This is a genomic window from Luteimonas sp. gir, assembly GCF_037198055.1.
Taxonomy (GTDB): Bacteria; Pseudomonadota; Gammaproteobacteria; order Xanthomonadales; family Xanthomonadaceae; genus Luteimonas; species Luteimonas citri_A.
On the sequence record NZ_JBBAXQ010000016.1, the window covers coordinates 36,109 to 52,092 of the forward strand.

The window sequence follows — 15,984 nt, forward strand, 5'->3', positions numbered from 1 at the left end:
GACCACCATCCCGCCCACGATCTGGACGCGGAACATGACCTGGTCTATTTGGCCGCGCGCCGCCGTTTGCGCCAGGTCACGACCTGGCCGACGATCGCGGTGATCAGAATGCAGACGTTGGTGACGATGAACACCCAGTCGCCGACCAAAGCGCTGTAGGTGACGAAGCCGGTCGAGGCGGCGATCTGGCCGAGAAACAGCCATTTCGACACCCCGTGCGCGCTGTCGTCGCGCAGCTGCGTGGCGATCTGCCGGGCCAGAGTGGCCAGCAGAATCACCGAGGCCGCCCAGCCGATGAGTTCAGGGCCCATGCGCCACCGGGACCGGATCGACCGGCCGCAATTCGCCGCTGCCAAAAGCCGCGACCGACTGGACGCGCGCCTCAAGCGCACGCAGGTAGTCGCCGAATCCCTGTCGCGCGCGCGGGCTGCGGCGTGCACTGGTGAGCACGACGGGCGCTGCGCAGCGTGCGATCCGGGCCCCGCTGGCGACCAAGGCGTCGACTAGCGCGACATCCTCATGCGCAGCGATCGGCGGAAATCCGCCGCAACGGTGATAGGCCTCGGCGGACAGTCCGAGGTTCGCACCATGGACGTGCAGATGGCCGTCGCGCCGCGGGTGAGAGTGATCGTGCGCATCGCGAACGTCGCATGCGTAATCGAGCCAGTCGTCGACGGCGACCATGCCGCAGAACGCATCACCGCCGGAGGCCAGTTGGCCCCACAGCCAATCGGGCGGCACCACCGAGTCGGCGTCGGTACTGGCGAGCCAGCGCGCACCAGCGGCGATCGCCGCGCGCATGCCAGCGTCGCGGGCGCTGCCGACATTGCCGCCGCAGACCACGAGCCCGGTCGCACCGTGCGCAGCGGCAATGTCCGCGCTGCGGTCATTGCAGCGATCCAGCGCCACGACCACGTGGACCGCCTCGCCGGCCAGCCGCGGATCGGCGGCGGCCACGCGCACCGAGGCCAGGCATCGGCCGAGCAAGGCTTCCTCGTTGTGGGCCGGCACGACCACGCCGATCATCGCAAGGCCTCGCGCTGGGCGACCGAGTGCGGCGAGACCGACCAGCCTTCGAGCAGCAGGTCGGCGTCCTCATAGCGAAACGCCGGCGCGCCGAACGCTTGCGCGATCGCGGCATGGACCTGGCGGCCGTGTTGCGGCGCCTCGGCGAAGGGATGCAGCCAATGACAGGCGACGAACACGCCCGCATCGCGCAAGCTGGTCGGCACGCGCGTCAGCAATGCGGCGAGCGCGTCGGGCGCGAGGTAATAGCCGACCTCGCTGAGCACGATCAGATCGAATACGCCCGGTGGCCATTGCTGCGGATGGCGCATGGCGTCGACACGCACGCCGGCGCAGGTCGCGGTGCGCGCGCGCGCCAGGTCGACCGCGCGTGGATCGAGATCGGTCGCGAGCACGCTGTGGCATCGCTGTGCGAGCGCGGCGGTGAGTTCGCCGTTGGAGCAGCCGATCTCCCAACCGGCGTCGTAGGTCTCCGCTGGCAGGCTGGCCAACAACAGCGCGCGTTTGCGCGCCTCGTACCAGCGATGCCGGTAGCCGAACGGATCGTCGTCGGCATACAGCGCATGGAAGTAGTCGGGCGAGGTGGACGCGACGGCATTCATGGCAGCAGGACCTCGAAGTCGCGCGAGAAACGGGCGATCACATGCGGCGGTAGGATCGGTGCGACATGCCCGCCAGCGCGCTGCGAGACGAAGCAGTCCAGCGCCCGGGCCTTGCTGGCGACGGCCTGCGCCGACAGCCGGACGGCGTAGGCATCGGCGAATGGCGGAGACGGGGTCGTCGGATCCAGCCAATGCCACCCCCAGACAGGAAACTCCCGCAGCGCCACGCCGGCCCGGCATGCGGCGTCGGCGGTCGCACGCGCCGTCGCTTCGTGGTCGGGATGGCCGTCCTGCCGCCATGTGGTCAGCACCCTATCGCCCGCGCGCAATTGGGCCGCGATCCGCGCGACCAGCGCCGATTCGCCTGCGCCGACCCGGCCGTCGCCCAGATCCAGTGTCGCGACCGTCGCCGGCACGTCGGCGCCCAGCACGTCCAGCGCAGCCCGCAGCTCGGCGCGCCGCACGGCCCGCGTATGCGCCGGCGGCCACCGAGGATCGTCCGCGTAGCAGGCTTCCCCGTCGGTCACCGAGATCACGTGCACCGGCGTTCCGCGCAGGCCCGCCTCGGCCATCAGGCCGCCGCAGCCAAGCACTTCGTCGTCTGGATGCGGGGAGACCACGACCAGGCGGGCAACGCCGGCTAGGCAGGCGTCGGCGGTGATGCGCGGCAATGCCTGCAGCCAGGCGGACGCGCGCCAGGCGCCCTCGTGCTGCCCGTCGCCGACGATCGTCGGCGAGGTCTGATCCGCAGATTCGGCTACAGCGTCCAAGCCGCCTCCTGACGTGCCACCGCTTCGCCCAACGCCGTCCAATCGCGTTCGGCATGGCTCTGCCGGATGAATGTGGTGAGGTCCGCGCAACGCCGCGCATGGTCGCGGTCCTCGCACAGCGGGCCCGGCCCCAGGGCGCGGCCGACGCGGTCCATGACCTCGGTCGCTACGCGCTCGAGCAACGAGCGCACGCGGATCACCGCCGCGGTATGCGGCGCGTCGGGCGACGTGTCGATCAGCGCCGCGGTCTCGCGCAGCACGGCGGCCGCGGCCGACAGGGCGAGGTCGATCGCGCCCAGATGCGCGGCCGCATGCGCATCGGTGACGATGCGCGGATGGGTCCGCAGTCGTTCGGCGATCGCGACGGTCGCACCGAACCAGCAGGCGGCGATGCCCGCGCCGCCATGCCAGAAGCCCGGCCGCGCCAGATAAGCGCCTGGCGTCCCGATCCGGGTTGCGCGAGCGCCTTCGAAGGCCACGCGTCCACTGTGGACGCGGCCCATGCCGACCGCGTGCCAGCCACCGCGCAGGCGCTCGACGCCGGGCTGGCGCAGTGCGACGCGCACGAGCACGCGCTCGCCGTCTTCGTGCGCGGTGACAAGCGCGGCATCGACCAGGTCGGCGCCCGAGCACCAGGCCTTGATCCCGTCCAGGCGTCCCTGGGCCCCGTCGTGCGCAATGAATTGCACGCGCGCATCCGGCGGCTCGGCGGCCCACACCGCCAACAGCGTGTCCGCCGGTGGCGGTTCGGCATCGAGCTCGGCCAGGATCGCCAGCGCGTCGTAATGCGCCTCCATCACTTTGACCACGCATAGATCGTCGGCGGCGATCCCGGCCAATGCGCGCCAGCGTTCGAGCGTCGCGCCCGCGCCCGGGAGCGGCAATGCCGGCTGCTGCGCCAGCCAGGCGCGGGCATCGGCCTGAAGCGGCGTCGTGGCAGCCACGATGCGGCCGCGCGCGGACGCGGCGGACGACGACGGGGACATGGCGGACAGGGACATGGTGTCGGTTCCGGGACGGGACGATGAAGCACCGCCCGCCGTCATGAAGCCGGCGGGCCGTGGTCACAGCGCCGCGCACCGCAGTGCACGGCGCAGACCTCAGATCAACGGCGGATCGCGTTCACGATCGAAGTTGCGATGCTGCGCCAGCGCCTTGACGAAGCGTCCGATCGCCGCCTTGCCGGCATCGCCGGCCACGATCAACGCAGGGTCCTCGCCATCGAGCGGAATGCCCGCCGCCTCGAGCAGGTCGGCAGCATTGCCGAAGGCCAGGATCGCCTTGCAGTGGCGGAACTGGTCGCTGACGAACTCCACCGCACGCCCATCGCGAGTCAGTTGCCGCACGCCCTCACCACTCGGGATCGCGACGCCGTCGAACAACACCGATGGTTCGTTCTCCAGCGACGCGTCGGCATCGAGGCTGGCGCCGTCGGCGGCGGTGAACGCGCCCACGCGCGGGCCGACCAACCGACCGACCGCGCCTTCGGCCAGCAAGGTCTTCTGCAGCGCGGCGACCTGGTCGGCATCGCTGCCCTCATTGATCAGGATCGCGATCTTGCGCGTGCGGATGCCCGCCTCGCCCGGCCGCGCCAGCATCGACAGCGCCGGTGACACCTCGACCTCGGGCGCCGGCGGATCAGGCAACACACGCGGCATCGGCTCGGGCAACGGCATACCCAGGCCCGCGGCGACCCGTTCGGCAAGATCGTCGGAGACATTGCGCAGCATCGAGACCACACGCTCGCGGATCGCCGGCACGGTCACCTTCGACAGTTCGAAACGGAACGCAGCGACGATGTGTACCTGCTCGATCGCAGTCTGGCTGTTGTAGAACAGCGTCGCCTGGTTGAAATGCTCGGCGAACCGCTCGGGCTTGCCGCGCACCTCGTCCTGTTCGACAGGCTCTGGAAACGGCACGAAGCCGGCCTTGCCGGCCTGGAACGGACAGCCCCCACCGAGCGAGTTGGGCTCGTAGGCGACCTTGCCGCGATGGATCGCCTGCCGGTGCATGCCGTCGCGCTGGTTGTTGTGGACGGGCGCGATCGGCGCATTGATCGGCAATTCGTGGAAGTTCGGACCGCCGAGCCGCGAGATCTGGGTGTCGACGTAGGAGTGGATGCGGCCGGCAAGCAGTGGATCGTTGGTGAAGTCGATGCCCGGGATCACGTGCGCGGTGCAGAACGCCACCTGCTCGGTTTCGGCGAAGAAGTTGTCCGGATTGCGGTTGAGCACCAGACGGCCCAGCGGGGTCAGCGGCACCAGTTCCTCGGGCACGAGCTTGGTCGCGTCGAGCACGTCGAACGAGAAGCGCTCGGCTTCGTCTTCGGAGAACACCTGCACGGCCAGTTCCCACTCCGGATACTCGCCTGCCTCGATCGCGTCCCACAGGTCGCGGCGATGGAAGTCGGGATCGCAACCGGAGGTCTTGACCGCCTCGTCCCACAGTTGCGCGTGGGTGCCGAGCACCGGCGTCCAGTGGAACTTCACGAACGACGACACGCCCTCGGCGGTCACGAAGCGGAAGGTGTGCACGCCGAAGCCCTGCATCATGCGGTAGCTGCGCGGGATCGCCCGGTCGGACATCTGCCACAGCAGCATGTGCGTGGACTCGGGCATCAGCGAGACGAAATCCCAGTACGTGTCGTGCGCGGACGCCGCCTGCGGCATCGCATGGTGCGGCTCGGGCTTGACCGCGTGCACCAGATCGGGGAACTTCATCGCGTCCTGGATGAAGAACACCGGGATGTTGTTGCCGACCAGATCCCAGTTGCCTTCTTCGGTGTAGAACTTCACCGCGAACCCACGCACGTCGCGCGCGGTGTCCTTCGAGCCCCGCTCGCCGGCCACGGTCGAAAAGCGCACGAACACCGGCGTGATCTTGCCCGCTTCCTGGAACGGCGCCGCGCAGGTCAGCGACGGTACCGCGTCGTAGCATTCGAAATAGCCATGCGCGCCCGAGCCGCGCGCGTGCACGATGCGCTCGGGAATGCGCTCGTGGTCGAAGTGGGTGATCTTCTCGCGGAGGATGAAGTCCTTCAGCAGCGCCGGGCCGCGCAGGCCCGCCTTGAGCGAGTCCTGGTTGTTGGCGACGGGCACGCCCTGGTTGGTGGTCAGCCGCCGGCCGGTGGCGTCGACGCGGACGCGATCGAGCGACTCGACGGTAGGGTTGGCGCCAGGCGCGGGACGCGTGCCGACCTTCGCCGAGGCATTGGATTCGCCCAGGGTGCTGGCGGTCGGCAGATCCGATGGCGGCGTCGCCTGCTGTCCGACCGGGGGCGTGGTCGCGTGGTCGCGGCCGTACTCGGACGCCTTGTTCTCGTTATGGACGAACTGCGCAGCGAGGACCTCGGTGTCGGCGGCTTGCTCGGCCTGGAGATCGCCGGCACCCGGTGCGGGCGCCTTGGACGCCGCGCTGTCGGACGCGCGCGCCGCTGACACCTGTTGCGCAGCCTTTGCTGCGGGCCGCTTCGTGGATTTGGTGGACTTGGCCATCTGGGTGCTGCTCCTGGACGCCGGGGATCGAATCTCCGCACGCTAGAGCGATCGATGTGCGGGCGCCGTGCACACTCCAGCACGCAACGCGAGTGACCACGTCAGTTGTGCCGACCCGCAACGCGGGCCTGCGATACCTCAGGTCACTCGGCCTGAGCAAGCAGCGCGAGCGCCGCGTCCAGTGGCTGCGGCCGTCCGAAATGGTAGCCCTGCGCCTGATCGCAACCATGAGTCGTCAACCAGTCGCGCTGCGCCGCGTCTTCCACGCCCTCGGCGATGATCGAAAGCCCCAGCCCGTGCCCGAGGTCGATCAGTGCCCGACAGATCGCCGCACTGCGCGCATCGTCGACGACGTCACGCACGAAGGCGCGGTCGATCTTCAGCGAATCGAGCGGCAACTCGCGCAGGTACGCCATGCTCGAAAAGCCGGTGCCGAAATCGTCGATCGACAGGCAGACCCCCTCGTCGCGCAACCGGCCCATCTGCGCGCGGACCGCGTCGGGATCGCGCAGCAGCACGCTCTCGGTCAGTTCGAGGTGCAGCGCACCCCGTCGCAGCGCCTGTGTCTGGCGCAGGGCACGGATCGCATCGATCGGCAATCCGGCTTCGAACTGCACCGCCGAGACGTTCACCGCGATCGCCACATCAGCTCCGGCATCCGACAGCCGCCGGCTCGCGCGCGCCGCCTCCTCGATCACCCACGCGCCGATCGGCACGATCAGACCCGATTCCTCGCACAACGGCACAAACTGCGCCGGCGGCACGAAGCTGCCGTCCTCCTGACGCCAGCGCAGCAATGCCTCGAACGCCACCACTGCACCGTCGCGCAAGCGATGGATCGGTTGATAGAACAGCTCGAACTGGCGCTGGTCGAAGGCCTTGCGCAGGCGCCGCACCAGTGCCAGGCGCTCGGCCGCATGCGCGGCCATGGCGTCGTCGTAGCGCACAACCGCGATGCGCTCGCGCCTGGCCTGCAGCGCTGCGAGCGCGGCGTGCGCGATGACGTGCTCGGCGCCGCCGTCGTCGCACGGCCCGTCGGCCAGCCCGATCCAGGCCTCGAGCGGGAACATGCCGCCGTCGGCTTCCACCGGCGATTGGCTGGCCGCCACCAGATCCTCGACCAGCGCCGGCAGCTCCGCAGGATCGAAGGCGGCAATGGCAAAGGTTTCGGGCGGTGCGTGGCCGCCAAGCCCATAGCGCTCGGCGATCCGCGCAAAACGGGCGGCCGCTTCGCGCAGCACCGCCTCGCCGGTCCGGCGTCCCAGGGTGGGCGCGATCAACTCCAGATCGCGCAGTTGCACATAGGCGACCGCGAATCCGCTGCACGGGCGCACTGCGCACTGCGCATCGAGCTGTTCGGCCAGCGAGGTGAGCGTCAACATGCCGGTCGCCTGGTCGTGGCTCGCGCGCCACGCAAGCTCGCGCTCGTAGGCCAGCCGCGCGCCGATATCCTCGGCCAGCACCAGCCGTGCGCGCCCTTCGTCCATCTCGATATCGCGGGCGTGCACGCGCGCATCGATCCGCTGCCCGCCCTGGGTGATCAGGGTCCAGGTCCGCTCACTGCTCCCCTCACCACGGCGCAGGATCACCTCGGTACCGGCGTCGCGGTCTTCGGGCGCGAGCAGGTCGGTCACGCGCATGCCGACGAACGTCTCGCGACTGTAGCCATACACCTCGATCGCCGCCTCGTTGACCGCGAGCACGTCCAGCGTACGCACGTCGTAGAGCCAGGCCGGCAACGGATTGCGCTCGAACAGCTGACGGAACTGCATCTCCGCACGTTCGATCCGCATTTGCGCATCACGCCGCTCGGTGATGTCGATCACCGTCCCGGTCATCACCTCGCGACCGCCGTCGGACACGGTCGCCCCGCTGCCCTTGAGCCAGCGGATGCGCCCGTCGGGCAGCACGACCCGGTACTCCTGTTCGTAGGGCTGACGCCTGCGGCGCAGGTCGTTGAACTGCTCGAAGCTTCGCGCACGGTCGTCGGGGTGCATGCGCGCGAAGAATGCGTCGAGGGCAATGGTGCCGCCTTCGGGCACCAGGCCGAACAGCGCCGCCATCTCATCGGTCACGCGCACCCGGTCGTCGCCGGCCTCAAGCCGCCACACACCGATCTGCGAGGCCAGCTGCGCCTGGCGCAACCAGCGGGTCTGGGTCTCGATCTCGGCCAGCAGCCCGGCCTGGGCCCGTTCGTTGGCGCGCAACCGGGCCAGGACCACGGCCAATGCGATCCAGTACGCCGCCACCAGCGCCAGGGCCGTCCCGACGTAGACGCGCCAGGGCGCCAGCACCTCGCGCACGCTCAGCCCGCCGCTGACCACGAGCGGATAGTCGCTGGTCCGGCTGAATCCCATCGCCCGCTCGATCCGGTCGAGTTGGCTGACCCGCAGGACGTTGAAGCGCGCACCACGCAACGCCGCCGGGACGGGCAGTTCGACCTGTTGGCCGACCTGGGACGGCCCACGGCCGAAACGCGATACCACGCGGCCATCATGGGTATAGATCGCGATGCTGCCGAAGCGGCCGACATCGAAGCCTTCGGTCATCGCGTCGAATTCCCGGGTCAGCAGCCTGGCGACCAACCAACGACCGTGGCCATCGGGAAACGCCAGCGGCAGTTCCCAGCCGGCATCGCCGCGCTGCAGCGCGCCCACGCGAAGCGCCGTCGCTCCGGATGTCGCCGTCCTCCAGACTGGTGACTCGGGCGCGTCGGGCCCTGCCGACAGCGCGCGCCCCTGGGTGTCGTAGAGCACGATCGAGGCGAGTTCGGCGTGGCGGGCGACAACCCCGGCAATTGCCTCCTGTACAAGCGCTGGCACCGGTTCGTCGTCGATTTCGGCCGCGATCCCGCCCAGGGCGCGCTCGATATTGCGCAGTTCCAGATGCAGCAAGCGGTCGACGCCCGTTGCCATCGTCAGGCTCTGGCGATCAGCGGCCTGCAGGCGCGTCTGCCGGTCGAGCAACAGCAGCACGATCAGACCGACGCTCATGGCCAGCCCGAGGACGACCCCGATGGCGCGCGCGGCCGCCGCGGATCTTCGACGCCTGCCTTCCCACCCCATGGCCTGCTCCCTCGGCATCCCGGCTCCCCTGGCCTGGCCACGCGCTGTGCGGCATCCCACGACAGTGACCATCACTGTGCCGCAACCACTGACAATACGAAGATGGACACAGGCGCCGTGTGCGCTGCGTCACGCTCTTCGATACACAAAGCTACGCCCTGCGACACCCGCGGACAAGCGATTCACACCTTGCTCGCGTGCCGGCCGGCCACCATGACAGCCCGCCTTTTTGAGGAGCGCTGCCATGTCGCGCAAACCCGATGCCGGCTCGGATGCCCATCCCGACCAGCCACAGCAGGCCGACAATGTCGCGGTCAATGATCGGATCGCCGCCCGCGGCGCCGATTACGCGCACGACAACAACCCATCGGCCGAGGGCAACGATCCTGCGCTGACCACCGGCCCGACATTCGTCCGCCGGGTCAAGGCCGACGGCACTGTCGAAGCGGCGTCGCCGGATGCCGACCGCCAAGCCTCCGACAGCGACAGCGACGCGACGCCCGACTGAGCCGGCTCTTGCACAGCCGTGCGGTGCACCCATCGCACGGCCCGTCGCGTCGGGAACGAACGAGCACCCGCGCCGCGCCGCGACGCCGATCTCGACGCCGGGCCGACCGGCCGCCTGACATGCGCAGTCGTCTCCCCTTCAGTCCTGCTTGCGGGTGCGTGCGGCCTTCTCGGCGGCCGCCTTGCGACCGGCAGCCCCCTTGGTCTTGGCCGCCTTCTTCGCTGCTGCCGAGCGGTCGGCTGCAGTGCGCTTGGTCGCTGCCTTCTTGGCCTGGGCCGACAGCGCTTTCTTGCCCGCGATCTTCTTGGCCGGCGTCTTCTTGCTTGCGGTCTTGAGGGCCTGCTTGGCGCCGCGCGAGCGGGCCGCGGACGGCTTCTTGGTGGTGCCAGCCTTCTCCGAGTCCTGGGCGGCCTTCTTCTTGGTCGCCTTGGATGCGGTTTTGCCCGGCTTGGCATCAACACCCGCACGCCGCGCCTTCGACAGGCCAATCGCGATCGCCTGCTTGGTGGACTTGGCGCCATGCTTGCCCTCGCGGACGTGCTTGATCTCCTCGCGCACGAACTCGCCGGCCTGGGTGCTGGCGGACTTGCCCTCGCGCTTGGCTTTCGCGGCACGGGCGGTGGTCTTCTTCTCCGGCATGGCACGCTCTCTTCGATGGACAAGGGCTGCGATTAGCAAGCGGTCGATCAAGGGCATGCGAACACCCCCCGCTGTTTCGCTCCGCCCTGCGCGAAAAATGCGACACGCCAGGGAAGCGCGAATGGCGTCGATCTTCTAGAATTCATGCGCCCCCAATCTCCGGAGTTCGCCATGACCTCACCGCTCGCCTATCGCCGCGTCCTGCTCAAGCTGTCCGGCGAGGCGTTGATGGGGGACGAGGACTACGGCATCGATCCGAAGGTGATCGGCCGGCTGGCCGAAGAGGTCATCGAGGCACAGAAGGCCGGTGCCGAACTCGGCCTGGTCATCGGGGGCGGCAATATTTTCCGCGGCGCCGGACTGGCCGCCGGCGGTATGGACCGGGTGACCGGCGACCAGATGGGCATGCTGGCCACGGTCATCAATGCGCTGGCGATGCAGGATGCGCTGGAGAAACGCGGCGCGCGCGTACGGGTGATGAGCGCGATCAAGATCAACGACGTCTGCGAGGACTACATCCGCCGTCGCGCGATCCGCCACCTGGAAAAGGGCAGAATCGGCATCTTCGCCGCCGGCGTCGGCACGCCGTTCTTCACCACCGACTCGGGGGCCGCGCTGCGTGCGATCGAGATCGGCGCCGACCTGCTGCTCAAGGCGACCAAGGTCGACGGCGTCTACGACGCCGACCCCAAGAAGGTGCCCGGCGCCAAACGCTACGACCGCCTGACCTACGACGAGGTGCTGGGCCAGGGCCTGGAGGTCATGGACACTGCGGCCTTCGCGCTGGCCCGCGATTCCGACCTGCCGCTGCGCATCTTCGACATGGGCCAGCCCGGCGTGCTGCTGCGGATCCTGCGTGGCGAGCCGATCGGCACGCTGGTCCAGGGACGCGGCTGAACCTGCCGGCCGGCACGGGGCACCCGCCGCCCCGCGTCCGTCCCGGCCGCTTATAATCCCCCGATTCAGCACACGGACCGGGGGCGCGCATGCTCAACGACATCAAGAAAGACACCCAGACCCGCATGGCCAAGAGCGTCGAGGCCCTGCGCCACGCTCTGGTCAAGGTCCGCACCGGCCGCGCCTCGACTGCCCTGGTCGACCACCTGAAGGTCAACTACTACGGTTCGGACATGCCGCTGACGCAGGTCGCCAGCGTCACCGTGACCGATGCCCGCTCGCTGACGATCACCCCCTGGGAAAAGCAGATGGTGGGCGCGGTGGAGAAGGCGATCCTGGGCTCCGATCTTGGCCTGACCCCGAACACCGCCGGCACCACGATCCGCCTCAACATCCCGGCGCTGACCGAGGAACGCCGCCGCGACCTGACCAAGGTCGTCCATGGCGAGGGCGAGGACGCCAAGGTCGCGATCCGCAACATCCGCCGCGATGCCAACCAGCAGGTCAAGGAGTTGCTGAAGGAAAAGCTCGTCTCCGAGGATGACGTGCGCCGCAGCGAGGACGAGATCCAGAAGATCACCGACAAGGCGATCAAGGACGTCGACGACGTGGTCAAGGCCAAGGAACAGGAACTGATGGCGGTCTGAACAGCCGGGAATCGGACGACGGGAATCGGGAACCGAGTCCTGCGTCGCTCCCCCCTTCCGCAGCACGCTGCGATGCAGACGGACCGCTCTTGAACGATTCCCCATTTCCCAACCCCGATTACCCGGTCCCAAGGCACATCGCCGTCATCATGGACGGCAACGGCCGCTGGGCGGCGCGCCGGCGGCGGCCACGGGCGATCGGGCACCGCGCCGGTGCACGGACGGTCAACCTGTGCATCGACTTCTGCCTGGAACGCGGCATCGAGGCGTTGACCCTGTTCGCGTTCTCCAGCGAAAACTGGGGACGGCCCGAGGACGAAGTCGGCGCACTGATGAAGCTGTTCCTCGGTGCGCTCGATCGCGAAGTCGGCGAGCTGCACCGCCGTGGCGTGCGGCTGCGCTTCATCGGCGAGCGCACGCGCTTCGGCAAGGCGCTGGGCGCGCGCATGGCCGCAGCCGAAGCGCAGACCGCCGGCAATACCCGACTTTCGCTCAATGTCGCGGCAAGCTACGGCGGCCGGCAGGACATCGCGATGGCGGCGCGTGCATTGGCCCAGGATGTGGCCGCGGGCCGTCTGCGCCCCGAAGACATCGACGAGGCAGCGGTCGGCGCGCGGGTTGCCCTGGCCGACTTGCCGGCACCGGACCTGTTCATCCGCACCGGCGGCGACCTGCGCATCAGCAATTTCCTGCTGTGGCAGCTGGCCTATACCGAACTGTGGTTCACGCCGACGCTATGGCCGGAACTGGGCGTGGCGGAGCTCGAACAGGCCCTGGCCGCCTACGGCTCGCGCGAGCGCCGATTCGGCCTGACCGGCGAGCAGATCGCCGCGACCGCGCCGCCCAAGGAGAGCATCGAATGACACGCACGCGCATCCTCGCCGCGCTGCTGATGGCCCCGACCGCCATCGCCGCCGTGCTGCTGCTCAATACCCCATGGATGGCGGCGGTTTCGGCCATCGTGTTCCTCGCCGCCCTGTGGGAGTGGCTGCGGCTGGCGGGTGTCGACGACACGCTCGCGCGCACCGCGCTGCTGCTGCTCAACCTGCTGCTGATGGTCGCCATCGTCTGGGGATCGGCTACCGGCGGCGGCTCGCTGGTGCTGCTCAAGATGCTGGCCATGGTCGGCGTGCTGTGGTGGCTGGCGGCGGCGCTGTGGCTGCGCCGCTACGATTTCGCCGCCGAACCCGACGCCCGCGGGCGGATCCTCAAGCTCGCCGCCGGGACGTTGGCGGTGATCCCGGCGTGGGCGGCGTTGTGCGTGATCCACGCCAACGAGGGCGGCGAGCACGGCAACCGCTGGTTGTTGCTGGCGCTGGCGATCGTCTGGGCCACCGACACCGGCGCCTATTTCGCCGGCCGCCGCTTCGGCCGTCGCAAGCTGGCGCCGCGGATCAGCCCCAACAAGACCGTCGAAGGGCTGGCCGGCGGCATCGTCGCGGGCCTTGTCGTCGCCCTGGCCTTCGCGCCGCTGGCCGGCGCGCAGCTCGCCCAGTTGCCGCTGGTGGCCGCAGTCGCAGTGCTGACGGTGCTGGCCTCGGTGGTCGGCGACCTGTTCGAAAGCCTGCTCAAGCGCCAGGCCGGCGCCAAGGACTCGGGCACGCTGATCCCCGGCCACGGCGGCGTACTCGACCGGATCGACAGCGTGCTCGCCGCGTTGCCGGTGTTCGCGTTCGGGCAGATCTGGCTCGGCTTCTGAACACGATGACCGCCTCACTTCGCCGCCTGCCCTGCCAGGCCGACACCCCATGATCCGCCGCGTTGCCGTGTTCGGCGCGACCGGCTCGATCGGCACCTCGGCGCTGGACGTCATCGCCCGGCACCCGCAGCGCCTGCGCGCCAGCGTGCTCGCGGCCGGCAGCAACGTGGCCGCGCTGGTGGCGCTGTGCGCCACGCATCGGCCCGACCACGCGGTGATTGCCGACCCGTCGGCTCTGGAGGCCTTGCGCACCGGCCTGCACGCGGCCGGTCTGCGCACGCAGGCGCACGCCGGCATGGCCGCGCTCGATGCACTCGCGGTCGACCCCCAAGCCTGCGACACGGTCGTCGCGGCGATCGTCGGCGCCGCCGGGCTCGACTCCACGCTCGCCGCGCTGCGTGCCGGCAAGCGGGTCCTGCTGGCGAACAAGGAATCGCTGGTGCTGGCCGGGGATCTGATGATGCGCGCCGCGCGCGAAGCCGGCGCGGTCATCGTGCCGATCGACAGCGAGCACAACGCGATCCACCAGTGCCTGCCCGCAGACGGCGATCGCAGCGGCGTGGCGCGGATCGTATTGACCGCCTCCGGCGGTCCGTTCCGCGGCCGCAACCGCGCAGCGCTGGCGCAGGTGACCCCGGCCCAGGCGGTCGCCCACCCCAAGTGGTCGATGGGACCGAAGATCTCGGTCGACTCTGCGACCTTGATGAACAAGGGCCTGGAGTTGATCGAGGCTCACCATCTGTTCGCGACGCCGTCCGAGCGCCTGGACGTGCTGGTGCACCCGCAAAGCCTGGTGCATTCGCTGGTGGAGTTCATCGACGGTTCCACCCTCGCCCAGCTCGGATTGCCGGACATGCGCACCGCGCTCGCGGTCGGCCTGGGCAGCCCGGAACGGATCGCCTCAGGCGTGTCGGGGCTGGACCTGTTGCAGCATGGCCGGCTGGACTTCGAGGCGCCCGACACCGACACCTTCCCCTGTCTGGCGCTGGCGCGTGCGGCATTGGTCGCCGGCGGCACGGCACCGGCGCTGCTGAACGCCGCCAACGAAGTCGCAGTTTCAGCCTTTCTTCAGGGACGGATTCGTTTTCTAGCCATTCCGGCGCTGGTCGAGTATGTGCTCGCCGCGCTCCCCACTCTGCCCGCCGATTCGCTGGACGTGTTGCGCGATGCCGATGCGCAAGCCCGGCGGGCCGCTGGGCAGGCGATCGATTCCGGCGTGGTCCATTGAGCGTGCGCGATGTCTGAATTTCTCGGCTCGGTGTGGTGGCTGATCGTCAGCCTCGGCGTGCTCGTGACCTTCCACGAGTTCGGGCATTACTGGGTCGCGCGCCGCTGCGGGGTCAAGGTGCTGCGCTTCTCGATCGGCTTCGGGCGCCCGCTGTGGTCGCGCCGCGGGCGCGACGGCACCGTGTACCAGATCGCGATCCTGCCGTTGGGCGGCTATGTGAAAATGCTCGACGAGCGCGAGAGCCCAGTCCCGGCCGACCAGGCCGCCCAGGCCTTCAACCGGGCCTCGGTGTGGAAGCGCATCGCGATCGTCGTTGCCGGCCCGCTGGCCAACCTGCTGCTGTGCGTCTTACTGCTGTGGGCGATGTTCGTGATCGGTCGCCCCGACTACGCGCCGGTGGTGGGCCAGAGCACCGGCATCGCCGAAGCCTCGGGCCTGCGCCCCGGCGACCGCGTCGATCAGGTCGGCGACCGGGCGACCCCGACCTGGTCGGAAGTTCACCAGGCGCTGCTGCCGGCCGCCCTCGACCATCGCGACATCGCGTTGCACGTCACCGATGCCAGCAACCGCCAGGTCGTGCGCGACCTGCGCCTGTCGCAGCTGCCCGACGACTTCGACCAGCGCCGCTTCACCCAGGCCATCGGCCTGCTGCCGCGGCATCTGCTGGTGCCGCCGCTGGTGGGGCGGGTCGAGCCCGACAGCGCGGCCTGGGGCATCCTCGCCGCGGGCGATCGCGTGACCGCGATCGACGGCAGCCCGGTGCGCGCGTTCGAGGACATCGGCCCGCTGGTCGAGCAGTTGGGCGAGCGCGGCGGCGCGGCGATGATCGAGGTCGCCCGCGACGGCGAGCGGCTGGCGCTGGAGATCACGCCCGGGCGCATGGACCTGCCCGAGGGCCGCGGCCAGTACTGGGCGCTGGGCATCGCGCCCCCGCGCAACCTGCAGCCCCCGCCGAAGGATGCAATGCAGCGCTACGGCGTGATCGCCGCCGCGCCGGTCGCGGTGCGCGAAGTCGGTCACCTGGCCGGCCAACTGGTCGGCATGATCGGCCGGGCGTTCTCCGGGCGGGTGGCGCTGGAGAACACCGTCGCCGGGCCGATCACCATCGCCCGAGCCGCCAATACCTACGCCCAGCAGGGCCCGGCCTGGTATCTGACGATTCTCGCCCTGCTGTCGCTGAGCCTGGCGATCCTGAACCTGCTCCCGATCCCCCTGCTGGATGGGGGCCACCTGTTGTATTACCTTATCGAGTTGGTCAAAGGCAGCCCCGTGAGCGAGCGCACGATGGTGGCCGGGCAGTACGTCGGCCTGGCCCTGCTGGCCAGCCTGATGGGCCTGGCGTTCTACAACGACATCCTGCAACTGGTGCGCTAGACGACCGCCCCGACCTGGTTTCCGCCGCGCAGCGC

General features: G+C 69.6%; 15 protein-coding genes. 7 read left to right on the plus strand and 8 right to left on the minus strand.

Features of this window, described 5'->3' with window-relative positions; translation table 11 throughout:
* Nucleotides 1-44: 44 nt before the first annotated feature.
* The 7 genes from WAF18_RS16295 to WAF18_RS16325 form a co-directional block, all read right to left on the minus strand.
* Complete coding sequence (locus WAF18_RS16295; RefSeq protein ID WP_337246037.1) at nt 45-311, minus strand: hypothetical protein; 267 nt, start codon at nt 309-311, stop codon at nt 45-47.
* A complete protein-coding gene (locus WAF18_RS16300; protein WP_337246038.1) occupies nt 301-1,026 on the minus strand; it encodes a glycosyltransferase in 726 nt (241 codons plus the stop codon). The genes WAF18_RS16295 and WAF18_RS16300 overlap by 11 nt, the downstream gene beginning before the upstream one ends.
* Nucleotides 1,023-1,628 (minus strand): class I SAM-dependent methyltransferase, encoded by a 606-nt coding sequence (locus WAF18_RS16305; protein ID WP_337246039.1) that lies wholly within the window; start codon nt 1,626-1,628, stop codon nt 1,023-1,025. The genes WAF18_RS16300 and WAF18_RS16305 overlap by 4 nt, the downstream gene beginning before the upstream one ends.
* On the minus strand, nt 1,625-2,398 hold the full coding sequence (locus tag WAF18_RS16310; protein ID WP_337246040.1) for a PIG-L family deacetylase: 774 nt from the start codon (nt 2,396-2,398) through the stop codon (nt 1,625-1,627). The genes WAF18_RS16305 and WAF18_RS16310 overlap by 4 nt, the downstream gene beginning before the upstream one ends.
* Nucleotides 2,386-3,399, minus strand: coding sequence for an acyl-CoA dehydrogenase (locus tag WAF18_RS16315; RefSeq protein WP_337246041.1), 1,014 nt, complete (start codon nt 3,397-3,399; stop codon nt 2,386-2,388). Before WAF18_RS16315 ends, WAF18_RS16310 begins: the two co-directional genes overlap by 13 nt.
* 99 nt (nt 3,400-3,498) lie before the next feature.
* On the minus strand, nt 3,499-5,892 hold the full coding sequence (locus WAF18_RS16320) for a catalase (protein ID WP_337246042.1): 2,394 nt from the start codon (nt 5,890-5,892) through the stop codon (nt 3,499-3,501).
* 143 nt (nt 5,893-6,035) lie between these two features.
* Nucleotides 6,036-8,885 (minus strand): EAL domain-containing protein, encoded by a 2,850-nt coding sequence (locus tag WAF18_RS16325; protein ID WP_337246043.1) that lies wholly within the window; start codon nt 8,883-8,885, stop codon nt 6,036-6,038.
* 316 nt (nt 8,886-9,201) lie between these two features.
* Here WAF18_RS16325 and WAF18_RS16330 point away from each other — a divergent pair, with 316 nt between their 5' ends.
* A complete protein-coding gene (locus WAF18_RS16330; RefSeq protein WP_183425798.1) occupies nt 9,202-9,465 on the plus strand; it encodes a hypothetical protein in 264 nt (87 codons plus the stop codon).
* Nucleotides 9,466-9,603: 138 nt separating this feature from the next.
* Here the strand turns inward: WAF18_RS16330 and WAF18_RS16335 are convergent, their stop codons facing one another.
* A complete protein-coding gene (locus WAF18_RS16335) occupies nt 9,604-10,104 on the minus strand; it encodes a DUF6496 domain-containing protein (protein WP_337246044.1) in 501 nt (166 codons plus the stop codon).
* Nucleotides 10,105-10,275: 171 nt separating this feature from the next.
* Between WAF18_RS16335 and pyrH the strand changes: the two genes are divergently transcribed.
* The 6 genes from pyrH (at nt 10,276) to rseP (ending at nt 15,949) form a co-directional block, all read left to right on the plus strand.
* On the plus strand, nt 10,276-11,001 hold the full coding sequence (gene pyrH, locus WAF18_RS16340) for a UMP kinase (RefSeq protein WP_183425800.1): 726 nt from the start codon (nt 10,276-10,278) through the stop codon (nt 10,999-11,001).
* An 89-nt stretch (nt 11,002-11,090) separates the two neighbouring features.
* On the plus strand, nt 11,091-11,648 hold the full coding sequence (frr, locus tag WAF18_RS16345) for a ribosome recycling factor (protein ID WP_183425801.1): 558 nt from the start codon (nt 11,091-11,093) through the stop codon (nt 11,646-11,648).
* Nucleotides 11,649-11,737: 89 nt separating this feature from the next.
* A complete protein-coding gene (uppS, locus tag WAF18_RS16350) occupies nt 11,738-12,511 on the plus strand; it encodes a polyprenyl diphosphate synthase (protein WP_337246045.1) in 774 nt (257 codons plus the stop codon).
* Complete coding sequence (locus WAF18_RS16355) at nt 12,508-13,347, plus strand: phosphatidate cytidylyltransferase (RefSeq protein WP_337246046.1); 840 nt, start codon at nt 12,508-12,510, stop codon at nt 13,345-13,347. Before uppS ends, WAF18_RS16355 begins: the two co-directional genes overlap by 4 nt.
* A 49-nt stretch (nt 13,348-13,396) precedes the next feature.
* Entirely contained in the window at nt 13,397-14,575 is a 1,179-nt protein-coding gene (dxr, locus tag WAF18_RS16360) for a 1-deoxy-D-xylulose-5-phosphate reductoisomerase (protein WP_337246047.1), read from the plus strand.
* 9 nt (nt 14,576-14,584) lie between these two features.
* Nucleotides 14,585-15,949 (plus strand): RIP metalloprotease RseP, encoded by a 1,365-nt coding sequence (gene rseP / locus WAF18_RS16365; protein ID WP_337246048.1) that lies wholly within the window; start codon nt 14,585-14,587, stop codon nt 15,947-15,949.
* Nucleotides 15,950-15,984 lie beyond the last annotated feature (35 nt).